The organism is Streptomyces sp. NPDC046915, assembly GCF_040644935.1.
Classification (GTDB): Bacteria; Actinomycetota; Actinomycetes; order Streptomycetales; family Streptomycetaceae; genus Streptomyces.
On record NZ_JBEYXB010000006.1, the window covers coordinates 141,584 to 164,813 of the forward strand.

A 23,230-nucleotide genomic window follows, 5' to 3' on the forward strand; every position below is an offset into this window, starting at 1 on the left:
GGAATACGTGGATCAGGCTCATTTGCGGCACAGAATCTCTCCGTGCAGTACGGCGAACCAGCCGTCCTCCCGCTCGCCCCACTCCCGCCACGCCCGTGCCACCGCCGTGAGCTGCTCGGTGGTGGCGTGCCCGCCCGCGGTGGCGCGGTCGGCGTAGGCGGAGGCGACGGTGCGGTCCGCCCACAGCCCGCTCCACCAGGCCCGCTCCTCGGCCGTGGCGAAGGTCCAGGTGGCGGAGGTGGCCGTGATGTCCCTGAGCCCGGCGGCCAGCGCCCAGGACTTCAGCCGGCGTCCGGCGTCCGGCTCGCCGCCGTTCGCCCGGGCCACCCGCAGGTACAGCCGGCGCCAGTCGTCCAGGCCGGGCTCCGCCGGATACCAGGTCATCGCCGAGTAGTCCGAGTCGCGGACGGCGATGAAGCCGCCGGGCTTCGTGACCCGGCGCATCTCGCGCAGCGCCTGCACCGGGTCGCCGACGTGTTGCAGCACCTGGTGGGCGTGGACGACGCAGAACGTGTCGTCCGGGTATTCCAGGGCGTGCACGTCGGCGACGGCGAAATCGACGTTCGCCAGGCCCCGCCCGGCGGCCGTGGCCCGGGCCTGCTCCAGGATGCCCGGCGCGTGGTCGACGCCGGTGACGTGCCCGTCGGGGACCAGCGCCGCCAGGTCGGCGGTGATGGTCCCCGGGCCGCAGCCGATGTCCAGGATCCGCATGTGCGGTTTGAGCGAACCGAGCAGGTACGCCGCGGAGTTGGCGGCGGTCCGCCAGGTGTGCGAGCGCAGCACCGACTCGTGGTGCCCGTGCGTGTATACGGCGGTCTCCTGCGGTTTCGGCATCGCTGAACCCCCTGTGTCGTCGGTGGGATCACCGTACGCCCGCATGCCGCATCATGAGACCCGCGTTTTGGCATATGGACTGACAGGGCGTCAATTCCGGGGCAGCGGACGGTAGACCGTCAGTGCTTCCGGCAGCTTCTCCAGCGTCACCTCGCCCGACACCTCGGTGACTTCGCCGTCGTACGCCAGCGGCGTCCCCGGTTCCACCCCGGCCAGGCGCAGCCGGCCCACCTGCACCGCCGCATGCGCCGGGGAGCGGGTCAGCGGACCCGCCGCGGCGGCGGCGAGCAGGCGCAGCGCGGGCCTGCGGCTGCCGTGCACCACCCGGACGTCCAGCAGCCCGTCCGCCAGGTCGGCACGGCGGCCGGGCGCCAGGCCCCGGCGGTGGTAGACGCCGTTGCCGACGAACAGCAGCCACAGCGGGCGGGTCCTGCCGCCCACCTCCACCGCCAGCGGATGCCGGTCGGCGCGCAGCACACGCGCCGCCCCGAGCACCCCGGCCGACCAGCCGCCGATCCGGCCCGACCAGCGCTCCCGCTCGCGCACCAGCTCCGGGTACACGCCCAGGCTGAGGGTGTTGAGGAAGACGCCCTCACGGTCGCGGGCGCGGAACCGGCCGACGTCCACCCGCACCGCCTCGCCCTGCCGGACGGCCCCGGCGAGGTCCCGTACGTCCTCCACGCCGAGGTCGTAGGCGAAGTGGTTGAGCGTGCCGCCCGGCAGCACCGCGAGCGGCAGGCCGTGCCGCAGGGCGACCCCGGCGGCCGAGTTCACCGTGCCGTCGCCGCCGCACACCCCGAGCACCCGGGCCCGCGCCGCCGCCTTCTCCAGTTCGGTCCGCACCTCGCCCGGTGCGCACTCCACGACCTCCGCCCCGGGCAGGGCGTCCCGCAGGGCGCGGGCCCGGTCGGCGGTGCCCGAGCCGTTGTTGGCGACGACCACCAGACCGTCGCCCGTTTCCAGGGCCGGCGCCTCGGCACGGGGCCGGGCCGGCGGGCTGCTCTGCGCCCGGGTCGGCACCAGGCCCCGGACCGCGTACGCGGCGCCCGCGCCGAGAGCGGCGCCGGCGAGGACGTCGCTCGGGAAGTGGACACCGGTGTAGACCCGGGACATGGCGACGGAGAACGCCAGCGGCGCCACCACCGCGCCCCAGCCGGGCGACTCCAGTGCCACCCCGGTGGCGAACGCGGCCGCCGACGCGGAGTGACCCGACGGGAAGGACGTGGTGATCGGCTGCCGCTTCAGCTGCCGCACCAGCGGCACCGGGTCCAGTGCCGGCCGCGGGCGGCGCACCGAGCGCTTGCCGAGGGTGTTGATGGTCAGGGAGGCCAGGCTCAGGGAGGCCAGGCCCCGGGCGGCGGCCCGGCGGGCGCGCGGGGTGCGGACGGCGGCCATGGCGGCGGCGGTCGCGAACCACAGCACTCCGTGGTTGGCGCTGCGGCTCAGCCGCGGCAGCACCCGCTCGGCGCCGGGCCAGTGCCGCTCGGCGGCCACCTCGAACAGCCGGCAGTCCAGCGCGAGCAGCTTGTCGCGCAGGACGTGCCGGCCGGGCAGGGGAACGGTGAGGTCGACGTCTGGGCTCATGTGGGTCCGGATACCCTGAAGTGGCCGTTTCTTGTCGGCCCACGGTGCGCCGGCGACCGTCCGACGCGGACGGACCCCGACGCGGACGGACCTCGACGCGGAAGGGCCACGACGCGGAAGGACCCCTGTATGCGCCTGCTCCTCATCCGGCACGGCCAGACCCCGTCCAACGCCGGTTTCCTGCTGGACACCGCCGTACCCGGCCCGGGGCTGACCGAGCTCGGCGAGCGGCAGGCCGCCGCCCTCCCCGAGGCCCTCGCGGGCGAGGACATCGAGGCCGTCTACGCCTCCACCCTCGTCCGCACCCGGCTCACGGCCGCCCCGCTGGCCGCCGCCCACGGCCTCGAGGTGATCGTCCGGGACGGCATCCGCGAGGTGTCCGCGGGCGACCTGGAGATGCTGCCCGGCCACTCGGAGCGGGGCGAGCTGTACATGCGCACGGTGTTCGCGTGGGCGGCCGGGGACACCGCGCCGCGCATACCGGGCGGGGAGAGCGGCGCCGAGGCGCTGGCCCGGTACGACGCCGTCGTCGCCGAGGCCGCGGACAGCGGTGCCGGCACCGTCGCCCTGGTCAGCCACGGCGCGGCCATCCGGATGTGGACCGCCGCCCGCGCGGACAACGTCGACGTGCCCTTCGCCGCCGCCCGTCCCCTGGACAACACCGGCGTGGTGGTGCTGGAGGGCTCCCCGTCCGACGGCTGGAAGGCACTGACCTGGCAGGGCGCGGTCGTGGCCCCGGCGGGGGAGAGCGGACCGGCCGGACAGCCCCTCGACGCGGCCGGATAAGCGTTTGCCCCAGGTCGCGGGCGCCCCGCAGAATGCCTGCCCATGGGACACCTGGAAGCCGCGCACCTCGAATACCACCTCCCCGACGGGAGGACCCTGCTCGGGGACGTGTCCTTCCGGGTCGGCGAAGGCGCCGCCGTCGCCCTGGTCGGTCCCAACGGCGCCGGCAAGACCACCCTGCTCCGGCTGATCGCCGGCGAGCTGAAGCCGCACGGCGGCACGGTCACCGTCAGCGGCGGCCTGGGCGTCATGCGTCAGTTCGTGGGCTCCGTACGGGACGAGACGACCGTCCGTGACCTGCTGGTCTCCGTGGCCCCGCCCCGCATCCGGGAAGCCGCGCGGGCCGTCGACAGGGCCGAGCACGCCGTGATGACCGTCGACGACGAGGCCGCCCAGCTGGCCTACGCGCAGGCCCTCGCCGACTGGGCCGAAGCACGCGGGTACGAGGCGGAGACGCTGTGGGACATGTGCACCACGGCCGCGCTCGGCATGCCCTACGAGCGGGCGCAGTGGCGGCAGGTGCGGACCCTGTCCGGCGGCGAGCAGAAACGGCTGGTCCTGGAGGCGCTGCTGCGCGGCACCGACGAGGTGCTGCTGCTGGACGAGCCGGACAACTACCTGGACGTACCCGGCAAGCGCTGGCTGGAGGAACGGCTGAAGGAGACCCGCAAGACGGTCCTGTTCGTCTCCCACGACCGTGAACTGCTCGCCCGCGCCGCCGGGAAGATCGTCTCCGTGGAGCCCGGACCGGCCGGCGCCGACGCCTGGGTGCACGGCGGCGGCTTCGCCACCTACCACGAGGCCCGCCGCGAACGTTTCGCCCGCTTCGAGGAGCTGCGCCGCCGCTGGGACGAGAAGCACGCCCAGCTGAAGAAGCTCGTCCTCAACCTCCGCCAGGCGGCCTCCATCAGCCACGAGCTGGCCTCCCGCTACCAGGCGGCGCAGACCAGACTGCGCAAGTTCGAGGAGGCCGGGCCGCCGCCCGAGCCGCCGCGCGAGCAGGACATCCGCATGCGCCTGAAGGGCGGCCGCACCGGCGTACGGGCCGTCACCTGCGAGGACCTCGAACTGACCGGCCTGATGAAACCGTTCGACCTGGAGGTCTTCTACGGCGAACGGGTCGCCGTCCTCGGCTCCAACGGCTCCGGCAAGTCGCACTTCCTGCGCCTGCTCGCCGGCGACGACGTCGCCCACACGGGGGAGTGGAGGCTGGGGGCGCGGGTCGTCCCCGGACACTTCGCGCAGACGCACGCCCACCCGGAGCTGGAAGGCCGCACCCTGCTCGACATCCTGTGGAAGGAACACTCCCAGGACCGGGGCGCGGCCATGTCCCGGCTGCGCCGCTACGAACTCACCCAGCAGGCCGAGCAGCCCTTCGACCGGCTCTCCGGCGGCCAGCAGGCCCGCTTCCAGATCCTCCTGCTGGAACTGGCCGGCGTCACCGCGCTGCTCCTGGACGAGCCGACCGACAACCTGGACCTGGAGTCCGCCGAAGCCCTCCAGGAGGGCCTGGAGGCTTTCGACGGCACCGTCCTCGCGGTCACCCACGACCGCTGGTTCGCCCGCTCCTTCGACCGCTTCCTGGTCTTCGGCAGCGACGGCCGGGTGCGTGAGACACCCGAGCCGGTGTGGGACGAGCGCAGGGTGGAGCGGGCCCGGTAGCCCGTCACCTCCAGCGCAGCAGCGTGCCCAGGCCGCCCGCCGGAGTGTCGTCCCCCGTGCCCTCCAGCACCGCCGCCAGGGACAGCGCGGCGGCGTCCGTCGTCACGGCGGAGCGGAGCAGCGCGTCGTCGGCGCGCGCGGACCAGGAGTTCTGCTCGCCGAGGATCTGCAACTCGGTACGGCGCACCGCCAGCTGGTCGGGGTCCTCGCCGATCCACACCTCGCGGTGGGCGTCGGGCCCGTCCGGCCGGATCAGCAGCTCCTCCAGACGGTGCTCGCGGGCGGCCTCCACCAGCTCGGGCACGCCCTCGGCGGCGCGGACGCGGCCCTGGCCGTCCGGGGCGCGCGCGGCACGGAACCGGTCCAGCTCCGCCTCGATCCGGTGGTGCACGTGGTCGGTGCGCACCCGCTCCACCTCGTCGTCCAGCAGCCTGCTGCCGGTGCCGTGCTCGGACTCCACCACATGCTCGTGCAGCCGCTTCGGCAGCCGCTCGCGCACCTCGCGCCGCTCCCGCTCGGCACCGACGAGGATCAGCAGGTCAGCCCCTGTCTCGTCCTGGCAGACGGCGAGCGCATCGGCGATCTCCGCCGCGTTGTGCTCCCAGGTGTTCTCCACCTTCAGCTGGAAGTGCCGCTCCGACCAGTCGGCGCTGGACGTGCGGTGGATCGGATGCTGCCGGCCGACGACAGCGCCCGCCTTCCGCCGGCCCAGCGCGCTGCGCAGTTCGAAGTCGGCGCCGCGGCGGTCGATGTACGACACGATCGCCAGCGGGTCCTCCCCGGCCAGGTCCAGCAGCGGGGCCACCCGCGGCAGCGGTGCCCACACCGCCCGGTCGCCCGGCGGGGCGTGCGCCAGCACCGGGTCGAGGGCCACTTCGCCGCGCCGCGCGAACACGGCCCTGCCGTGCGGATCGGGGGAGTGGCCCAGCGCTTCGATCGCCTCCTCCACCGCCCGGGACGTGGCGTCGTCCGAGCCCTGCTCCCTCAGCTCGCGCCCCATCGCCTGGGCGGTCAGGCGCAGCTCGTGCGGCGTGTCCTCCGTGCGCCGGGAGGTGTCGACGTACACGGAGGCCCAGGGGCCGGACTGTTCGTACAGTGGATTGAGAAACGCGAGATCCATGGCTCCCTCCCGGATGCCGCTCGGGGGTACTGCGTCCGGGGCGGGTACCCGTACCGCATGAACGAACACGACGAGCGGGACATCACGATGACCGGAGTCGACCCCAGCCGCCTGGACGATCAGCAGCTCATGAAGGAGCTGGAGACGATCCACCGCACGCGCCACGACACCCTGCTGTACGGCTCGAACGACGCGCTGCGGGCCCACAACGAACGCATGGCCCAGCTCGAGGGCGAGTATCTGCGCCGCAATCCGCGCCGTCTGGTCGCCGCGGGCCGCACCCGGGAGGGCGCCCGGGAACGCAGCTGCGCGGAGACGGCGACGCCCGACGGCTCCGGCACCTGAAGAAGGGGCTCCCCGCGCGGGGAGCCCCAAAAGGATGTCTGACGGCCACGGCGCAGCCCGTACGCCGCGCCGGCTCCGCCGGTCCGCCGTCAGCAGCGCAGCGGAGGCCGGCCCCAGTGCCGGTGGGCCGCGATCGAGGCCACGAACGCCCTCACGAAATCCGTGTGCGCGGTACCGGGAGCGGTGTCCGTGACCACGCCCCGGTCGCTGATCATGTGGTGGAACTCCGTCGACAGCCTCAGACCCTCCGGCTCGAGCGCCGACAGGATCCCGACGCCCGACCCGAGCGCGCCGATCGGCTTGCCGTGCCGGTAGGCGGAGCGGACGAAACGCACCGCGTCCGGATCGCCGGTGACCGCGGGGGTGCCGGTGGGCCCGCCGGGGAGCAGGACGGCGTCATACAGGACGGAAGCGACCGTGGACAATGAGCGGTCGACTGTATACGATCGCCCGTCCGCCCCCGTCACCGGTTCCTCCGTCGCCGCCAGCGCCTCCACGTTCGCCCCCTCGGCCACCAGCGCCTCGCGCACCGACCCCAGCTGTCCGGCGTCCACACCGTCGGCGACCAGCACGGCCACCTGCCGGGTCCGGATCGAACCGTCGCCGCGCAGCGCCTCCAGGCTCAGCGCGGGCGAGACCTGCTTGACCTGCGCCGCCCCCTCGGCCGACGGCTCGGGCAACCCGATACCGCGCGCCACCTGCGCCGCCAATCCGCCGTCCACCCTGGCCAGCTGCTCGACCGTACGCGCCCGCACCGCGCGCGCGTCGACCTTGCCCAGCTCGAACCGGAACGCGGCGACGATGTGCTGCTTCTCCCAGTCGGACATGCTGTGCCAGAACAACGCGGGCTGACTGTAGTGGTCCTGGAAACTGGGGCTGCGCCGGCGGATCGTCGCGCCGTCCACCCGCTCGGTGTAGTGCGTGAACGCCGACCCGCCGGCCCCGACGTGCGCGGGGCAGCCGCCGCCGAGGGAGTTCGGGAAGTAGTTCGTGCCCTGGTGGATCGCGCCCTGGTGGTAGCCGTCGCGGTGGTTGGTGCGCACCGGCGCCACCGGCCGGTTCACCGGGATCTGCGTGAAGTTGGGGCCGCCCAGCCGGATCAGCTGCGTGTCCAGGTAGGAGAAGTTCCTCGCCTGGAGCAGCGGATCGTTGGTGAAGTCGATGCCGGGCACCACGTTCGCCGTGTGGAAGGCGACCTGCTCGGTCTCCGCGAAGAAGTTCTCCGGATTGCGGTCCAGCACCATCCGGCCGATCGGCCGGACCGGCACCTGCTCCTCCGGAATGACCTTCGTCGCGTCCAGCAGATCGAAGTCGAACGCGAACTCGTCCTCCTCCGGCACCAGTTGGACACCCAGCTCCCACTCCGGGTACTCGCCCGCCTCGATCGCGAGCCACAGGTCCCGCCGGTTGAAGTCCGGATCGCGGCCCTGGCACTCCTGCGCCTCGTCCCACACCAGCGAATGCGCGCCCAGCTTCGGTTTCCAGTGGAACTTCACGAACGTCCCGCGCCCCTCGGCGTCGACGAACCGGAAGGTGTGCACGCCGAAGCCCTGCATCATCCGGAAGCTGCGCGGGATCGCCCGGTCCGACATCAGCCACATGATCGCGTGCAGCGTCTCCGGCTGCAGCGACACGAAGTCCCACAGGGTGTCGTGCGCCGACGCGCCCGTCGGGATGTCGTTGTGCGGCTCCGGCTTCACCGCGTGCACGAAGTCCGGGAACTTGATGCCGTCCTGGATGAAGAAGACCGGGAAGTTGTTCCCCACCAGGTCGTAATTGCCCTCGGACGTATAGAACTTCGTGGCGAAGCCCCGCACGTCCCGCACCGTGTCCGCCGACCCCCTCGGGCCCTGCACGGTGGAGAACCGCACGAACACCGGCGTCCGCACGGACGGGTCCTGGAGGAACGCCGCCCGCGTGAACTGAGCGCAGGACTCGTACGGTTCGAAATACCCGTACGCGCCCGCACCGCGCGCGTGCACCACCCGTTCCGGGATCCGCTCGTGGTCGAAGTGGGTGAGCTTCTCCCGGAAGTGGAAGTCCTCCATCAGGGTCGGCCCGCGCTCGCCCACCGTCAGCGAGTCGTCGGTGTGGTCGACGTCGACGCCCTGGTCGGTGGTGAGCGGACCCGACGCCGGATCCTCGGCGTGGAACGCCTCGCGCTGCCGCTGCTTGCCGTCGGAAGGGGTACCCATCAGCCGGCCTCCCCGGCGAACACATGCAGGAACGCGTCGCAGAACGCCTTCAGGTCGTCCGGCTTGCGGCTGGTGATCAGCTGGTTGGAGCCGGCGTCGCAGATCTTCACCTGCTCGTCCACCCAGGTGCCGCCCGCGTTCCGGATGTCCGTCCGCAGGCTCGGCCATGAGGTGAGCGTCCGGCCGCGTACGACATCCGCCTCGACCAGCGTCCACGGGGCGTGGCAGATCGCGGCGACCGGACGGCTCTGGTCGAAGAAGTCCTTCACGAACGCGACGGCCTTCTCGTCCATCCTCAGGAAGTCCGGATTGGCCACCCCGCCGGGCAGGACGAGCGCCCCGAACGAACCGGCCGACGTCTCGCCCACCACCTCGTCCACGGGGAACGTGTCCCCCTTGTCCAGATGATTGAATGCCTGAATCTTCCCGGACTTCGTCGACACCAGCACCGGTTCGTGCCCGGCCTCCGAAGCCGCCTTCCACGGCTCGGTCAGCTCGACCTGCTCGACCCCCTCGGGAGCCACCAGGAACGCGATGCGCATGGCTGGCCTCCTTTCCGTATACGCGATTGCAACGCCTCAGCTTTCGTCGGCCGCATGCCACCGGGCCGCGTCGTCCTCGACGTGCTTCTTCTTCGTCCGGCCCGCCCGCCGGCAGCGCAGCAGCTCCTCGCCGTACGGCAGGAGCACACACGCGCCGATCGCGACGCCGACGGCGGCCAGATAGCCGGGCGACAGCGGCCGCCGGCGCCGCACCGGACGCCACGCGCCCGGATCGCCCCGGCCGCCGCGCAGCAACGACCGCACCTGGTCGGCGTGCAGGCACATCAGGGCGCTCAGCGCACCGAACGGCAGCGCCTCCAGAAAACTGTGGATGTGCTGCTCGACCGGCTTGACCTCACGATCGCTGTCCACCGCCGTCCGCACGTCCCACAGCGCCGTCGCCTCATGCACGGCGGCCGCCCCGAGCTGCACCGACAGCAGCAGCGGGTTGACCTCGTAGCGCAGCGTCAGCGCGATCGGCAGACCCACCTCGGCCATCATCAGCGAATGGATCAGGGACTCCTTCGTCCCGGCCGTGTCCTCGATACGGGTGCGCCGGTGCATCACCCAGTCGGCCAGACCCGGTACGAACCAGCCGGGCAGCAGCCCGTACAGCAGGTACCGGGTGGTGGCGTCACCGACATCGACGGTGACGCCCGTGGCGGCGATCTCCGCCGCCTGGCCCCGGCTCATCCGCGGCCCACCAACGCCTCGGCCAGCTCCTGCACAGTGGTGAAGTGCCCCTGACGCGGCAGCCGCGACACCGCCTCGATCATGGCGTCCGGCGCGTTCTTGCGACGCAGGATCCGCGCCAGGTCGGCCGGCCCCGCCGGGAACGCGCTGCGCCCCAGAATCCGGGCCAGCTCGAACCGGACCGTCTCCAACGTGGCCCCGGAACGTCCCGGCGCCACCGGGCCGCCCCACACCTCCGGGTCGTCCTCGGCGGTCGGCTCCGGGTCGTGCCACTCCTCCGTGCGCGTCGGGTGCCCGGACCGGAGCAGGCCCTGGAGCTCGTGTTTCATCTCGTCGTCCCGGTGGACGCTCAGCCGGTCACTGCCTCGCTGCATGTCTCCCTCCAGATCTTCGGGGGTCCGCACCGCGTACCCGGGGACCGCACACCGACACGGGATCCACGGGGTGAAAACGCGCCGGAAACGCAGCCGCCGCTACTTCCCGTCGTGCCCCGGCAGGAACTCCTGCACCTTCGCCATGAAACCCTGCTTGATCATCGACCCGCGGTCCGCGTCGCCCTTCAGGATCGACTCGGCCGTCGCCTCCATCTGCTCCCAGGAGGCGTGCGGCGGAATCGGCGGCACCGCGGGGTCGGTGAGGAACTCCACCACCGAAGGCCCGTCCGCCTCCAGCGCCGCGCGCCAGCCCGCCTCCACGTCCTGAGGCTTCTCCACCCGGATCCCGGTCAGCCCCAGAGAACGCGCGAACGCGGCGTACTGCACGTCCGGCAGCTCCTGCGAGGGCAGGAAGGACGGAGCGCCCTCCATCGCGCGCATCTCCCAGGTGACCTGGTTGAGGTCCTGGTTGTTCCACACCGCGAACACCAGCCGCGGATCCGTCCACCGGTCCCGGTACTTCGCCGCGGTGATCACCTCCGCCAGCCCGTTCATCTGCATCGCACCGTCACCGACCAGCGCGAACACCGGCCGGTCCGGATGCGCGAACTTCGCGCCGATCGCGTACGGCACCCCGGCGCCCATCGTCGCCAGCGTCCCGGACAGCGAACCCCGCATGCCCGGCCGCATGGTGATGTGCCGCGCGTACCAGTTGGCCACCGAACCGGAGTCCGAGGTGATGATCGAGTTCTGGGGCAGCAGCGGGTCCAGCGCCCGCGCCACGTACTCCGGGTTGATCGGGTCGGCCGACAGATGCGCCCGCCGCTCCATCGTCTCGTGCCAGCGCCGCACGTTCGCGGACACCGTGTCGAACCACTCCCGGTCCTCGGGCCGGCCCCCGCGGTCGGTCTCCAGCAGCGGGATCAGCCGCTGAAGGGTCGCCCTCGCGTCGCCGACGAGATTCACCTCGTACGGATAGCGCATCCCGACCATGTGCGGATCGAGATCGATCTGCACGCCCCGAGCCTTGCCGAACTCCGGCATGAACTGCGTGTACGGGAACGACGAGCCGATGGTCAGCAGCGTGTCGCAGTCCCGCATCAGCTCGTACGACGGGCGCGTGCCCAGCAGGCCGATCGAACCGGTGACGTACGGCAGCTCGTCGCTGAGCACGTCCTTGCCCAGCAGCGCCTTGGCGACGCCCGCGCCGAGCAGCTCCGCGATCCGCTGCACCTCCGCGACCGCCCCGGCGGCGCCCTGGCCGATCAGGATGGCCGGCTTGTCACCGGCGTTCAGGATCTCCGCGGCCCTGCGCAGCGCGTCGTCGGTCGGGATCGCCGTCGACTCGCTCATGCCCAGGCTGGAGGGCACCATCTTGAACTCGTGCGTGGGCGCCGAGTAGTCCAGTTCCTGCACGTCACCCGGGATGATGACGGCCGTCGGGCAGCGCCGGGCGTACGCGGTGCGGATCGCCCGGTCCAGCACGTTCGGCAGCTGCTCGGGAACGGTCACCGTCTCCAGGAAGTCGGAGGCCACGTCCTTGAACAGCGTGTGCAGGTCGACCTCCTGCTGGTAGGAGCCGCCCATCGCGGACCGGTGCGTCTGACCGACGATCGCCAGCACCGGCACATGGTCCAGCTTCGCGTCGTACAGCCCGTTCAGGAGATGGATGGCACCCGGCCCCGAAGTCGCCGCGCACACCCCGAGACGCCCGGAGAACTTGGCGTAGCCGACCGCCTGGAAGGCGGACATCTCCTCGTGCCGGGACTGGATGAACCGCGGCTGGTCATCGGCCCGTCCCCAGGCCGCGAGGAGGCCGTTGATCCCGTCGCCGGGATAGCCGAAGACCTGCTCCACACCCCACTCGCGCAGCCGCGCGAGGATGTGGTCGGAGACCTTGGTGCTCATGGAGACAACCTCCAGGTGGTGAGGAAGCGGACGATCCGGTCAGCGGTTTCCGAGTCACCCCCCGGGCATGCGGAAAACCTCGCCGGCGGGTCGTCGGACGGGTGTTTGCCCCCTCGGGCCGGGGGCAGGCGCAGCAGCACAGTGCTTCGGACAGGAGGCACACCCCCGTGGGAGCGGCGAAGCGTCGCCATGGGTGCGTCTGTCCGGGACCGGATGCGCTCCCACGGTGACCGTCGAACCCAGCACTCCAGGGGAGTTGCGACGCACCATGCCGAACCGAGCGAGCACGAAGCACCACCCCCACGACGACGCCCCCGACACCACGGACGCCTTCCGCCACCTCACCGGCCTCGCGCCCGGAGTCGAACGCGACGCCCTGCGCGAGGAGATCGTCGAGGCCTGGCTGCCCATGGCCGAACGGATAGCGGGACGGTTCCGCAGCCGCGGCGAGAGCTACGAGGACCTGCGGCAGGTCGCCGCCCTCGGCCTGGTCAAGGCCGTCGACCGGTACGACCCCGAACGCGGCAACGCCTTCGAGAGCTACGCCGTGCCCACCGTCACCGGCGAGATCAAGCGGCACTTCCGCGATCACATGTGGACCCTGCACGTGCCCCGCCGGGTCCAGGACCTGCGCAACCGGGTCCGGTTCGCCTCCCAGGACCTCTCCCAGACCATCCCCGGCCGCCGTCCCACCGTCGCGGAGATCGCCCAGCACGCCAACATGACCGAGGAGGACGTCCGGGTCGGCCTGGAGGCACTGGAGAGCTTCTCCGCGCTGTCCCTGGACGCCGAACTGCCGGGCAGCGACGACGGCTACTCCCTCAGCGACGCCCTCGGCGCCGCCGACCCCGCGCTCGACACCGTCGTCGACCGCGAGGCCGTCAAGCCCCGGCTGGCCGCCCTGCCCGAACGCGAGCGGGCCATCCTGTACATGCGGTTCTTCGGCGACATGACCCAGAGCCGGATCGCCGAGCAGATGGGCATCTCCCAGATGCACGTCTCCCGGCTGATCAGCCGCTGCTGCGACCGGCTGCGCGAGCAGGTGATGAGGGACGTGGCGTAGGACGGCGCCGGGCCTGCGGTGAAACCCGCCGGACCGAAACCAGCCGGGGAGCCGGATCACCCGGAAGGCCCCCGGGCGTCCCGCCAATGGGCTCCGGCCGCGCGCGGCGCGCGGTGCGGCGGGCTGTGATGGCAGGCAAGGACGCGCAGGCCGCGCTCGTCGCAGCCGCCGTCGCAGCCGTCGTTCCGAGGAGCCCGTACCATGCGCCGCACCGCACGCGCCCTGTCCGTCGCCGCCCTGGCCGCGGCCGCGTTCGCCGTCGCGCCGGACGCGTACGCGAAGCCCGTCCCCGCGTCCTGCGGCGCGCTCACCGGCGCCGACGGCCGGTCGGCCGGGACCGCCGACCGCGGGACCACCCGAATAGACTCCGGCGACGCCGACGGGGGCGGTGCGGATGCGGTCGGGCCTGATGCCGTCGCACCTGATGCCGTCAGGCCTGATGCCGTTGCGCCTGATGCCGTCGGTCCGACCAGCGCCGCTCCGCATACCACCGGTCCGAGCGCCAAGCCCTGCGGGACCGGGCGGGACGAGGGCGGCCGGGATGACGGCGCGTGGGACGCCGGTGGGCAGGGCGCCGGTCGGCAGGAGGGCGATCGGCACGAGGGCGATCGGCAGGAGGGCGGCGGACAGGACACCGGAGACTCGGACACCGCAGGACCGGACACCGGTGGTCGGGACGACGCCGGCCACGACTGCGCCGAGTCCCGAGACGACCCCTCCTGCGCCCCGCCCACCGTCCAGCACGGCGCGCACGCGGGCGCGGGCGGCACCTTCGACGTGTCCGTGCCCGCGCTGGTGGCCGGCGCGGTGCTGATCGCGGCGGCGGGCGCGGGTGCGGTGTACCGGATGCGCGGGCTCACCTCTGGGTACCCGTGGCACTGGAGAGTCCCCGGAGCATCACGACACAGCGATGGCCCGTAACGGGGCCGGGACGGGGCCAGGACACGACCGGACACGGCACACGGACAGCGCGGAGGCGGACATGCGGCGGACGGACCCGGAAGACGACGGCTCCGTCCGTTCCGACCCGGGCACCGGCGGCCGGAACGCCGGTGCCCACAACCCCCAAAGCCACAGCCCCCAAGGCCGCAGCCCCGAAAGCCACGCCCCCGAAGGCCACGGCCCGGTGCGCTACGGCCCGGCCCTGCCCGGCGACGGACTGCCCGTCCTGCCCGAACTGTCCGCCGTGCTCGCCGCCGCCGCGGGCCGCGCCGAGGGCCAGCCGGCCGGCGGCGGCCCGGCACTGCTGGAGGCGGCGTGCGGCTACTGGACGCGGCGCGGCCTTCCCACGCAGCCCGGCCAGGCGGCGGCCGGCCCCGGCGCGCCGTCGCTGCTGCTCGCGCTGACCGCCGCGCAGGGCGGCGACGTTCTCGTGCCCCGGCCCTGCGCCGCCTGGTGGGCACCGTACGCGCGCCTGCTCGGCAGGCCCGCCTTCCACGTCGCCACCCCCGCCGAGTCCGGCGGTGTGCCCGACCCGTACGCGCTGCTGGAGACCGTACGCCGCGTCCGTGCCGAAGGCGGCGACCCGCGGCTGCTCGTGCTCTCCGTCGCCGACGACCCCACCGCCACCGTCGCACCGCCCGAACTGCTGCACGAGACCCTTGAGGCCGCCGTCGGTGAGGGACTGCACCTGGTCAGCGACGAGACCTGGCGCGACACCCTGCACGCCGCGCACGACACCGTGCTGCTCAGCCCGGCCGAGATGCTGCCCGACCACGTCAGCGTCGTCACCGACCTCGCCGGCTCCCTGCTGCCGCCCGGCTGGCCCGCGGCCGTCGCCCGCTTCCCCGCCTCGGACACCGGAGCGGGGCTCCACGCGCGCGTGCTCGACGTCCTCACCGCGCTGGGCGCGAGCGTCGCCGGGCCGGTCGCGGCCGCCGCCGGGTACGCGCTGGACGAACCCGAGCCCGTCACCGAACGCCGCGCCGCCGCCGTACGGCTGCACGCGCGCGTGGCCGCCGCCGCGCACGCCGCCGTCACCGCCGCGGGCGCCCTGGCCCGGCCGCCCCAGGCCGGCCGGCACCTGTACGCCGATCTCGAACCGCTGCGCGCCGCGCTCGCCGCGCAAGGCGTCGGCGACGCGCAGGAACTGGAGGACTTCCTCACCGCCCGGCTCGGCATGCCCGCTCCCGGCGGCCATCGCTTCGGCGACGACCTGGCGGCACTGCGCGTGCGCCTCGCCACCGGGCCGCTGCTGGGCGGCACGGACGAGGAACGCACGGAATGCCTCACGGCACCCGCGCCGTTGGAACTGCCACACGTGCAACGCGCGTTGATCTCCTTGAGGTCGGTCTTCGACGATCTCCGCGACGACGCCCAGCGATGGGAGCCTCCTCGATGACGCAGCAGTCCGAGTCGACCACCACCACCGCCGTCCCCACCGCCACCACCGCCACCACGGAAGCCGACCACCCGACGGCCACGTCCCCCCTCACACCTCCCTGCCCCCCGCTCGCCGCGCCCCGTCCCCTGGGCGAGACCCGGGTGTGGCCGCGGACCTTCCACGACCGGCTGACCGCTCCGCTGCCCGGCCTCAAGGCCATCGCCCGCTTCGCCCGCGAAGGTGCCGTGCGCCCCGGCAAGGAGGGCCTCGCCGACATCCCCCGGCTGCCCTACGCCCCCGGTCCGCCGCCGCGCGTGGACGCCCGCACCGTCGCCGTCACCTGGGCGGGCCACGCCAGTTGGGTGGTGTCCATCGGCGGGCTGACCGTCCTGACCGACCCCGTCTGGTCCCGCCGCATCCTCGGTACCCCCGCCCGCATCACGCCCGTGGGCGTCGCCTGGGAGGAACTGCCGCGCATCGACGCGGTCGTCATCAGCCACAACCACTACGACCATCTGGACGCCCCCACCCTGCGCCGACTCCCGCGCGACACGCCCGTGTTCGTGCCCGCCGGCCTCGGCAGCTGGTTCCGCCGCCGCAAGTTCACCGCCATCACCGAACTGGACTGGTGGGAGGCGGCCGAACTGACCGGTGTCCGCTTCGACTTCGTGCCCGCCCACCACTGGTCCAAGCGCACCCTCACCGACACCTGCCACAGCCTGTGGGGCGGCTGGGTCCTCAGCTCCGCCGACGGACAGCGCGTCCACTTCGCCGGCGACACCGGGTACGGCCACTGGTTCTCCCGCATAGGCCGCCGCTACCCCGGCATAGACCTCGCCCTGCTGCCCATCGGCGCCTACGATCCGCGCTGGTGGCTCAGCGACGTCCACTGCGACCCGGAGGAGGCGGTGCAGGCCGCCCTGGACCTGGGCGCGCGGCGCATGGCCCCCATGCACTGGGGCACCTTCGTCCTGTCGGCGGAGCCGGTCCTGGAACCGCTCACGCGCGTACACGCGGCCTGGGAGAAGGCGGGACTGGACCGGGAGGACCTGTGGGACCTGCCGGTGGGAGGCTCACGGATCCTTCCGTGACGGCCCGTCGAACCCGCGGGCCGTGAGCGCCCGTCGGCCCCTCAGGCCTTGACGGCCCGGCGGGCCCTGCGCCACACACTCGGCGTCGCGCCGACCAGCACGGTCAGCGCGACCGCCGCGACCACACCCTCCCACGGGCGGGGGAACAGCGACCCGCCGAGGATCCCGATCACCTGGTACGTCGCCGCCCAGGCCAGGCACGCGGGCAGATTGCCCCGTGCGAACCGTCCGAGCGGCCACTCGGCCATCAGACAGGCCAGCATCACCGGTATCCGCCCGGCCGGCACCAGCCGGGACAGCACCAGCACCGCCACATTGTGCTCGGCGAGCTTCTCCTGCGCCTGCGTCAGCCGGTCCTCCGGCGCCCGCGCCCGGATCGCCGCCAGCCACCGCGACCCGTTCCTCGACCCCATTCCGCGCCGCCCCAGCCAGTACAGCGCCGCGTCCCCGAGGAACGCCGCCAGCGACGCCGTCACGAACACCAGCGCCAGCGAGAACGGCGCCGTCTGATGGAACGCCACCACCGCGGCGGAACTCACCAGCGCCCCCGTCGGCACCACGGGCACCAGCGCCCCGATCAGCACCAGCAGGAACAACGACGGATACCCGACGGCCTGCTGGGTCGACTCGGCCGGCACGACCGTGACCACGGCGGCGAGCCGTATCACCGGGCGACCTCCAGGCGCACGCTCTCCCCGTGCCCGAGCCGGTGCACCATCACCTCCGGCGCGTGCAGGGCCGCCCGCCGCACGAACTCGTCACCCGGCGCGTGGAACTCGTGCGGGCGCACCGCGTCCATGCCGATCGGCCAGTACGTCCCGTAGTGCACCGGCACCGCGGCCCGCGGCGCCAGCCCGGCCAGCGCGCGCGCCGCCCGCCCCGCGTCCAGGTGCCCCTCACCGAGATGCGGGCCCCAGCCGCCCACCGGCAGCAGTGCCACGTCCACCGGCCCGACCTCCTCGGCCATCGACTCGAACAGGCCCGTGTCCCCCGCGAAGTACGTCCGCGCCTCACCCTGGACGACATACCCGAGCGCGGGGGAGCGATGCGGACCCACCGGCAGCCGCCGCCCGTCGTGCCGCGCGGACACCGCCCGCACCACCAGCGGACCCACTTCCACCCGGTCCCCGGGCACCACCTCGGTGATCCGCAGCCCCTCGAGCCGGCGCAGCCCCGGCACCGCATGGGGCGCGCCCCGGGGCACGAGCAGGCGCGTGCCCGGCGCGAGCCGCGCCAGCGACGGCACATGCAGATGGTCGGCGTGCAGATGCGACACCAGCACCACGTCCGCGTGCCACGCCCCCGGCGGCGGCAGCGCACCCCGGCGCCGGCGCAGATGCGCGAGCCGGCGGGCGAACAGGGGATCGGTGAGCACGCGCGTGTCCGAGTCCTCGACCGTGCAGGTGGCATGGCCCCACCAGGTGATCTCCACCGGCACCGCTTTGCCTCCTTCGCGCGACTCCCCGAAGCCTACGGGCAGGAGTAGGGTCGGCGGGAAAACCCGGAGGTGAGGGGGGACGCCATGGGACAGCTACGGGTTGCCTCCGGCAGGGCCGCGCTGGTACGGGTCACCGCGATCGCCAGCCTGACTCCCCTGGAGGAGCTGGAGATCGACCCCTTCCTCGTCGACTCCCGCAGCCAGCACGCGATGTGCGCCCGCTGGGCCGCCGAGCACGGCTACGTCGTCGCCCGCGAACTCCTCGTACGACGGCTGCGCCACGACCACGCGGCGCTCTGGGACGGCGTCCGCCCCGGACTCGACCTGTTCGTCGCCCCCAGCCGCCGCGTCCTGGAGTCCGCGCTGTCCTCCGTCGAGGAGTTCACCGCCGAAGCGAGCCGGCGCGGAGTGCGCGTGGAGACCGTCGGACGGGCCGAACCCCGCTACGACGCGCAGATGAAGGCACAGGTGCACCGCCGGCTGTCGATGCCGACCGCCGGCTACGACGGCCGGTAACCGCGCGCGGCGGTCGCCCGGCCCGTATGACAGGGTGGGGGACCGAACGCCCGCGGCGGCCGCGGGCCGAGGACGTCAAAGGGGTGCGGGGCGTGCGTGGCGGGCGGTGGCGGCGGATCGCCGGTCAGATCGGGCGGAGCATCGCGGTGTGGGCGGTCTCCACCTTCACCATGCTCGTTCTCGCCGGCCTGCTGCCCGACTTCCAGCTCCAGTCCACCGACGGCGACAGCACGACCCGTATCGCCGTCACCGCCGCGTTCGGCGCCGGCGCCTTCGGTGTCCTGTCGGCCGTCGTCTGGCCCCTCCTCGTACGGCTGCTGCTGCTCGTGCCCGCGCTCGTCCTCGGCCTGCTGGTGTTCTTCCTCAACGGCTCGCTGCTGCTGCTCGCCCTGCGGATCAACCCCTCCGGCGACAGCGAGGCCGCACCCGAGACCGCCGTCATCGTCGCCGCCGTGATGTCCGCGGTCGCCTCCGCGACCGGCGCCGCCCTCACCGTCCGCGACGACGAGGCCTACCGGCGCAGGCTCCACCGGCTCGCCGACCGCCGCCGAAGAACCCGCCCGCCCTGCCCGGCCGGCCCCGGCACCGTCTTCGTCCAGCTCGACGGCGTCGGCCACGACGTCCTCTGCGACGCCGTCGCCAAGGGCGTGATGCCCACCGTCGGCCGCTGGCTCGCCGCCGGCGACGGCGCGCGGCCCACCCACCGGCTCACCCCCTGGCACACCGACTGGTCCAGCCAGACCGGCGCCAGCCAGCTCGGCATCCTGCACGGCAGCACCTACGACGTCCCCGCCTTCCGCTGGTACGAGAAGGACCGCGGCGAGGTGATGGTATGCAATCGACCGACGAGTGCCGCCGAACTGCAACGCCGCGCGACATCGCATACAGGCGACGGCGGACTGCTCACCGTCGACGGCGCCAGCCGCGGCAACCTCTTCAGCGGCGGCGCCGACGAACAGGCCCTCGTGCTGTCCATCGCCACCCGCCGCCGCGGCCGTGAGAACCGCTCGCGGGCCGGCTACTTCGCGTACTTCTCCGACCCCGCCAACGCCGTCCGCACCGCCCTGTCCTTCATCGCCGAGGTCGCCCGCGAGATCGGCCAGTCCACCCACGCCAGGATGCGCAAGCAGCGGCCGCGCGTGGGCCGCGGCGGCCTCTACCCGTTCGTGCGCGCCTTCGCCACCGTCGTCGAACGGGACGTCGTCGTCACCGCCGTCATGGGCGACATGCTCGCCGGCCGCACCGCCGTCTACGCCGACCTCGTCGCCTACGACGAGGTCGCCCACCACTCCGGGCCGCGCAGCCGGGACGCCGAGAAGGTCCTGGCCCGGCTGGACCGCTCCCTCGCCCTGATCGAGAACGTCGCCGAACACGCCCCCCGCCCCTACCGGATCGTCGTCCTGTCCGACCACGGACAGAGCCCCGGTGAAACCTTCCGCGCCCGCTACGGCCTCACCCTCGCCGACCTCGTCCGCGCCGGCTGCGGCCTGCCCGTCCCGCGCAAGGCCGAACGCACCCACAGCGGCGCCGAGGCCCGCGCCGCCGTCCGCGCCGCCCTGCGCCGCCCGGCCGAGACCCGCGGCGAACGCAACCGCCCCGCCCGCCACTCGGAGCCGATCGTGCTGGCCTCCGGCAACCTCGGTCTGATCTCCTTCCCGGACGTCCCGCACCGCATGACCAAGGAGGAGATCGACGCCCGCCACCCCGCCCTGCTCGCCACCCTCGCCAACCATCCCGGCATCGGCTTCCTGCTGGTCCGCAGCGCAGAACACGACGGCGTGGTGCTCGGCGCGTACGGCGCGGAGATCCCCCTCGGGCGACTCGACGACGAACCCGGCCCGCTGGCCGTCTTCGGCCCCGGCGCCGCCGACGCCGTCCGCCGCACCCACTCCTTCCCGCACACCGCCGACATCATGGTCAACTCCTTCCACGACCCCGCCGACGGCGAAGTCCTCGCCTTCGAGGAGCAGATCGGCTCCCACGGCGGCCTCGGCGGCACCCAGGCCCGCCCGTTCCTGCTGTCCCCGCTCGCCCTGTCCCCGCCCGTCGACGACGGGGAGCGGATCACCGGCGCCGAGCAGGTGCACCGCGTCCTGCGCCGCTGGCTGCGCGAGTCCAACGGACCCGAGGTGCCGGTCACGGACGCCGAAGCGCAGACGGAGCGGAACAGCAGGGCCGCCTGAGCACCGCTCGCCGTTCACCCGGGGTGAACGGGGTCCTGCGGGTACGACGGGCCGGAATGTGATCGGATGGGGGCGACGCACCCGGACAACGGATCCCGGACCCGGGATCACACGCGAAAGGACACACCGTGGCAACCACGCGCACCGCACACACCGTCTGGGAAGGCAACCTGCTCGAGGGCAACGGCGTCGTCACCTTCGACTCCTCCGGCATCGGCCAGCAGCCGGTGTCGTGGCCGTCGCGCGCCGAACAGGCGAACGGCAAGACCAGCCCCGAGGAGCTGATCGCCGCCGCCCACTCCAGCTGCTTCTCCATGGCGCTGTCGCACGGCCTGACCGGCGCCGGCACCCCGCCCACCAAGCTCGTCACCTCCGCCGACGTCACCTTCCAGCCGGGCGAGGGCATCACCGGCATCCACCTCACCGTCGAGGGCACCGTTCCCGGCCTCGACAACGACGCGTTCGTCGCCGCCGCCGAGGACGCCAAGAAGAACTGCCCCGTCAGTCAGGCCCTCACCGGCACCACCATCACCCTGACGGCGAAGCTCGCCTGACTCCTGCCCCTGGACCTGTGCCGCGCCCCGCGACCGGGGCGCGGCACCGTCTTGTCCGCGCCCCCGGGGGTACCCGCCATTGACAACGGCCCACTCGCATCCTGTGCTGGGAAGGCGGAACGAGCCGGCGCCCTGGCGGAAGGGGAGAGCAGATGGCACGCGCGGTGGGAATCGATCTCGGAACCACGAACTCGGTGGTGGCCGTCCTGGAAGGCGGTGAGCCCACCGTCGTCGCCAACGCCGAGGGCGCGCGGACCACACCGTCGGTCGTCGCCTTCGCCAAGAACGGCGAGGTACTCGTCGGCGAGGTCGCCAAACGGCAGGCCGTCACCAACGTCGAACGCACCGCCCGCTCGGTGAAACGGCACATGGGCGACCCCGACTGGCGCTTCCCCGAACAGGGCTCCGTCGACGGCACCCGCTACCGCGCCCAGGAACTGTCGGCGCGGGTGCTCCAGAAACTCAAGCGGGACGCGGAGGCCTACCTCGGCGAGGACGTCACCGACGCGGTGATCACCGTACCGGCGTACTTCGACGACGCCCAGCGGCAGGCCACCAAGGAGGCCGGGGAGATCGCCGGCCTGAAGGTCCTCAGGATCATCAACGAGCCGACGGCCGCCGCCCTCGCCTACGGCCTCGACCGCGGCGAGGAGCAGACCGTCCTCGTCTTCGACCTCGGCGGCGGCACCTTCGACGTCTCCCTCCTGGAGATCGGCGACGGCGTCATCGAGGTGAAGGCCACCAACGGCGACACCCACCTCGGCGGCGACGACTGGGACCAGCGGATCGTCGAACACCTCGCCGGGCGGTTCAAGGGGCAGTACGGCATCGACCTCACCGGCGACAAGATGGCCGTGCAGCGACTGCGCGAGGCCGCCGAGAAAGCCAAGATCGAACTGTCGTCGTCCTCCGAGACCGGCATCAACCTGCCCTACATCACCGCCTCCGCCGAGGGCCCGTTGCACCTGGAGGAGAAACTGACACGGGCTCAGTTCCAGGAGCTGACCGCCGACCTGCTCGACCGGTGCAGGACCCCCTTCCACCAGGCCGTCACGGACGCCGGCGTCCAACTGTCCGCGATCGACCACGTCATCCTCGTCGGCGGCTCCACCCGTATGCCCGCGGTCACCGACCTCGTCAAGGAACTCACCGGCAAGGACCCGCACAAGGGCGTCAACCCCGACGAGGTGGTCGCCGTCGGCGCCACCCTCCAGGCGGGCGTCATCCGCGGCGACGTCAAGGACGTACTCCTCCTCGACGTCACCCCGCTGTCCCTGGGCATCGAGACCAAGGGCGGCATCATGACCAAACTGATCGAACGCAACACCACGATCCCCACCCGCCGTTCGGAGATCTTCACCACCGCGACCGACAACCAGCCCTCGGTCGGCATCCAGGTCTACCAGGGCGAACGCGAGATCGCCGCCTACAACAAGAAGCTCGGCGTCTTCGACCTCAGCGGCCTGCCGCCCGCCCCGCGCGGCGTCCCCCAGATCGAGGTCGCCTTCGACATCGACGCCAACGGGATCATGCACGTCTCCGCCAAGGACCTCGCCACCGGCCGCGAACAGAAGATGACCGTCACCGGAGGCTCGGCCCTGCCCAAGGACGACATCGACCGCATGATGCGCGAGGCCGAACAGTACGCCGAGGAGGACCGCAAGCGCCGCGAGGCCGCCGAGACCCGCAACCAGGCCGAACAACTCGTCTACCAGACCGAGAAGTTCCTGCGCGACAACGGCGACAGGATCCCGGCCGACACCAAACCCGAGGTCGAGTCGGCGTGCGCGGACGTCAGAAGCCTGCTGGAACAGAACGCCGAAACCGGTGCCCTGCGCACCGGCGTCGAGAAACTCGCCACCGTCAGCCAGAAGATGGGGCAGGCCATGTACGCCCAGGCCCAGCAGACCCCCACGGACACCGCCGAACAGCACACCGCACACCAGGACGACGACGGCGTGGTGGACGCGGAGATCGTCGACGACGACAAGAACACCAAGGGCGGAGCGGCCTAGGCTG

Annotated in this window: 21 protein-coding genes; 11 read left to right on the top strand and 10 right to left on the bottom strand. The window is 72.9% G+C overall.

Translation table 11 applies throughout. From position 1 onward, the window contains the following. Positions 1–18 precede the first annotated feature (18 nt). A complete protein-coding gene (locus tag ABZ915_RS17250; protein ID WP_361802855.1) occupies positions 19–834 on the bottom strand; it encodes a class I SAM-dependent methyltransferase in 816 nt (271 codons plus the stop codon). A gap of 90 nt (positions 835–924) precedes the next feature. Beyond that, positions 925–2,418 (bottom strand): phosphatase PAP2 family protein, encoded by a 1,494-nt coding sequence (locus ABZ915_RS17255; RefSeq protein WP_361802858.1) that lies wholly within the window; start codon positions 2,416–2,418, stop codon positions 925–927. Positions 2,419–2,547: 129 nt separating this feature from the next. Here ABZ915_RS17255 and ABZ915_RS17260 point away from each other — a divergent pair, with 129 nt between their 5' ends. Both ABZ915_RS17260 and ABZ915_RS17265 read left to right on the top strand, forming a co-directional pair. Next, the gene (locus ABZ915_RS17260) at positions 2,548–3,204 is read left to right on the top strand and encodes a histidine phosphatase family protein (RefSeq protein ID WP_361802861.1); all 657 of its coding nucleotides are present in this window, start codon (positions 2,548–2,550) and stop codon (positions 3,202–3,204) included. 42 nt (positions 3,205–3,246) lie between these two features. Further along, the gene (locus ABZ915_RS17265) at positions 3,247–4,866 is read left to right on the top strand and encodes an ATP-binding cassette domain-containing protein (RefSeq protein WP_361802864.1); all 1,620 of its coding nucleotides are present in this window, start codon (positions 3,247–3,249) and stop codon (positions 4,864–4,866) included. Between the two features lie 4 nt (positions 4,867–4,870). Here ABZ915_RS17265 and ABZ915_RS17270 read toward each other — a convergent pair whose 3' ends face one another. Then, the gene (locus ABZ915_RS17270; protein WP_361802867.1) at positions 4,871–5,986 is read right to left on the bottom strand and encodes a Vms1/Ankzf1 family peptidyl-tRNA hydrolase; all 1,116 of its coding nucleotides are present in this window, start codon (positions 5,984–5,986) and stop codon (positions 4,871–4,873) included. Positions 5,987–6,043: 57 nt separating this feature from the next. Here ABZ915_RS17270 and ABZ915_RS17275 point away from each other — a divergent pair, with 57 nt between their 5' ends. Beyond that, positions 6,044–6,331, top strand: a complete 288-nt coding sequence (locus tag ABZ915_RS17275) for a DUF6158 family protein (RefSeq protein WP_361802870.1) — start codon at positions 6,044–6,046, stop codon at positions 6,329–6,331. Between the two features lie 89 nt (positions 6,332–6,420). On the opposite strand, the gene ABZ915_RS17280 is transcribed toward ABZ915_RS17275, so the two are convergent. The 5 genes from ABZ915_RS17280 to ABZ915_RS17300 all read right to left on the bottom strand — a co-directional run bounded on the left by ABZ915_RS17280 (position 6,421) and on the right by ABZ915_RS17300 (position 12,043). Beyond that, a complete protein-coding gene (locus ABZ915_RS17280) occupies positions 6,421–8,526 on the bottom strand; it encodes a catalase (protein WP_361802873.1) in 2,106 nt (701 codons plus the stop codon). Beyond that, positions 8,526–9,068: a type 1 glutamine amidotransferase domain-containing protein gene (locus ABZ915_RS17285; RefSeq protein WP_361802876.1), complete on the bottom strand. Its 543-nt coding sequence runs from the start codon at positions 9,066–9,068 to the stop codon at positions 8,526–8,528. Before ABZ915_RS17285 ends, ABZ915_RS17280 begins: the two co-directional genes overlap by 1 nt. Positions 9,069–9,104: 36 nt before the next feature. Continuing rightward, complete coding sequence (locus tag ABZ915_RS17290; protein ID WP_361802879.1) at positions 9,105–9,761, bottom strand: diguanylate cyclase; 657 nt, start codon at positions 9,759–9,761, stop codon at positions 9,105–9,107. Further along, positions 9,758–10,135: a DUF2795 domain-containing protein gene (locus ABZ915_RS17295; RefSeq protein ID WP_361802882.1), complete on the bottom strand. Its 378-nt coding sequence runs from the start codon at positions 10,133–10,135 to the stop codon at positions 9,758–9,760. The genes ABZ915_RS17290 and ABZ915_RS17295 overlap by 4 nt, the downstream gene beginning before the upstream one ends. Positions 10,136–10,234: 99 nt before the next feature. Then, complete coding sequence (locus ABZ915_RS17300; RefSeq protein WP_361802885.1) at positions 10,235–12,043, bottom strand: thiamine pyrophosphate-requiring protein; 1,809 nt, start codon at positions 12,041–12,043, stop codon at positions 10,235–10,237. A 268-nt stretch (positions 12,044–12,311) separates the two neighbouring features. Here ABZ915_RS17300 and ABZ915_RS17305 point away from each other — a divergent pair, with 268 nt between their 5' ends. The 4 genes from ABZ915_RS17305 (at position 12,312) to ABZ915_RS17320 (ending at position 16,520) form a co-directional block, all read left to right on the top strand. Further along, positions 12,312–13,106, top strand: coding sequence for an RNA polymerase sigma factor SigF (locus ABZ915_RS17305; protein ID WP_361802888.1), 795 nt, complete (start codon positions 12,312–12,314; stop codon positions 13,104–13,106). A gap of 201 nt (positions 13,107–13,307) precedes the next feature. Next, entirely contained in the window at positions 13,308–14,027 is a 720-nt protein-coding gene (locus ABZ915_RS17310) for a hypothetical protein (RefSeq protein ID WP_361802891.1), read from the top strand. 61 nt (positions 14,028–14,088) lie between these two features. Beyond that, positions 14,089–15,447 carry an aminotransferase class I/II-fold pyridoxal phosphate-dependent enzyme gene (locus ABZ915_RS17315; RefSeq protein ID WP_361802894.1) on the top strand — a complete coding sequence of 453 codons (1,359 nt, stop codon included), beginning with the start codon at positions 14,089–14,091 and terminating at the stop codon, positions 15,445–15,447. Beyond that, positions 15,444–16,520, top strand: coding sequence for an MBL fold metallo-hydrolase (locus tag ABZ915_RS17320; RefSeq protein ID WP_361802897.1), 1,077 nt, complete (start codon positions 15,444–15,446; stop codon positions 16,518–16,520). The genes ABZ915_RS17315 and ABZ915_RS17320 overlap by 4 nt, the downstream gene beginning before the upstream one ends. A 41-nt stretch (positions 16,521–16,561) precedes the next feature. On the opposite strand, the gene ABZ915_RS17325 is transcribed toward ABZ915_RS17320, so the two are convergent. Next, positions 16,562–17,188, bottom strand: coding sequence for a VTT domain-containing protein (locus ABZ915_RS17325; RefSeq protein WP_361802900.1), 627 nt, complete (start codon positions 17,186–17,188; stop codon positions 16,562–16,564). Then, on the bottom strand, positions 17,185–17,958 hold the full coding sequence (locus ABZ915_RS17330; RefSeq protein ID WP_361802903.1) for an MBL fold metallo-hydrolase: 774 nt from the start codon (positions 17,956–17,958) through the stop codon (positions 17,185–17,187). Before ABZ915_RS17330 ends, ABZ915_RS17325 begins: the two co-directional genes overlap by 4 nt. An 84-nt stretch (positions 17,959–18,042) precedes the next feature. On the opposite strand from ABZ915_RS17330, the gene ABZ915_RS17335 reads away from it, so the two are divergent. From ABZ915_RS17335 to dnaK, 4 genes are all read left to right on the top strand, one after another. Continuing rightward, complete coding sequence (locus ABZ915_RS17335; protein ID WP_361802906.1) at positions 18,043–18,474, top strand: hypothetical protein; 432 nt, start codon at positions 18,043–18,045, stop codon at positions 18,472–18,474. Positions 18,475–18,557: 83 nt separating this feature from the next. Beyond that, complete coding sequence (locus ABZ915_RS17340; protein WP_361802909.1) at positions 18,558–20,657, top strand: phage holin family protein; 2,100 nt, start codon at positions 18,558–18,560, stop codon at positions 20,655–20,657. Between the two features lie 128 nt (positions 20,658–20,785). Next, positions 20,786–21,211 (top strand): OsmC family protein, encoded by a 426-nt coding sequence (locus ABZ915_RS17345; RefSeq protein WP_361802912.1) that lies wholly within the window; start codon positions 20,786–20,788, stop codon positions 21,209–21,211. A 152-nt stretch (positions 21,212–21,363) separates the two neighbouring features. Next, on the top strand, positions 21,364–23,226 hold the full coding sequence (gene dnaK / locus ABZ915_RS17350) for a molecular chaperone DnaK (RefSeq protein WP_361802915.1): 1,863 nt from the start codon (positions 21,364–21,366) through the stop codon (positions 23,224–23,226). The last annotated feature ends 4 nt before the right edge of the window (positions 23,227–23,230 follow it).

Excerpts from the sequence above, each read along its gene's own strand:
- ABZ915_RS17250 (WP_361802855.1), bottom strand. The coding sequence starts at position 834 with ATGCCGAAACCGCAGGAGACCGCCGTATACACGCACGGGCACCACGAG.
- ABZ915_RS17255 (WP_361802858.1), bottom strand. The coding sequence starts at position 2,418 with ATGAGCCCAGACGTCGACCTCACCGTTCCCCTGCCCGGCCGGCACGTC.
- ABZ915_RS17260 (WP_361802861.1), top strand. The coding sequence starts at position 2,548 with ATGCGCCTGCTCCTCATCCGGCACGGCCAGACCCCGTCCAACGCCGGT.
- ABZ915_RS17265 (WP_361802864.1), top strand. The coding sequence starts at position 3,247 with ATGGGACACCTGGAAGCCGCGCACCTCGAATACCACCTCCCCGACGGG.
- ABZ915_RS17270 (WP_361802867.1), bottom strand. The coding sequence starts at position 5,986 with ATGGATCTCGCGTTTCTCAATCCACTGTACGAACAGTCCGGCCCCTGG.
- ABZ915_RS17275 (WP_361802870.1), top strand. The coding sequence starts at position 6,044 with ATGAACGAACACGACGAGCGGGACATCACGATGACCGGAGTCGACCCC.
- ABZ915_RS17280 (WP_361802873.1), bottom strand. The coding sequence starts at position 8,526 with ATGGGTACCCCTTCCGACGGCAAGCAGCGGCAGCGCGAGGCGTTCCAC.
- ABZ915_RS17285 (WP_361802876.1), bottom strand. The coding sequence starts at position 9,068 with ATGCGCATCGCGTTCCTGGTGGCTCCCGAGGGGGTCGAGCAGGTCGAG.
- ABZ915_RS17290 (WP_361802879.1), bottom strand. The coding sequence starts at position 9,761 with ATGAGCCGGGGCCAGGCGGCGGAGATCGCCGCCACGGGCGTCACCGTC.
- ABZ915_RS17295 (WP_361802882.1), bottom strand. The coding sequence starts at position 10,135 with ATGCAGCGAGGCAGTGACCGGCTGAGCGTCCACCGGGACGACGAGATG.
- ABZ915_RS17300 (WP_361802885.1), bottom strand. The coding sequence starts at position 12,043 with ATGAGCACCAAGGTCTCCGACCACATCCTCGCGCGGCTGCGCGAGTGG.
- ABZ915_RS17305 (WP_361802888.1), top strand. The coding sequence starts at position 12,312 with ATGCCGAACCGAGCGAGCACGAAGCACCACCCCCACGACGACGCCCCC.
- ABZ915_RS17310 (WP_361802891.1), top strand. The coding sequence starts at position 13,308 with ATGCGCCGCACCGCACGCGCCCTGTCCGTCGCCGCCCTGGCCGCGGCC.
- ABZ915_RS17315 (WP_361802894.1), top strand. The coding sequence starts at position 14,089 with ATGCGGCGGACGGACCCGGAAGACGACGGCTCCGTCCGTTCCGACCCG.
- ABZ915_RS17320 (WP_361802897.1), top strand. The coding sequence starts at position 15,444 with ATGACGCAGCAGTCCGAGTCGACCACCACCACCGCCGTCCCCACCGCC.
- ABZ915_RS17335 (WP_361802906.1), top strand. The coding sequence starts at position 18,043 with ATGGGACAGCTACGGGTTGCCTCCGGCAGGGCCGCGCTGGTACGGGTC.
- dnaK (WP_361802915.1), top strand. The coding sequence starts at position 21,364 with ATGGCACGCGCGGTGGGAATCGATCTCGGAACCACGAACTCGGTGGTG.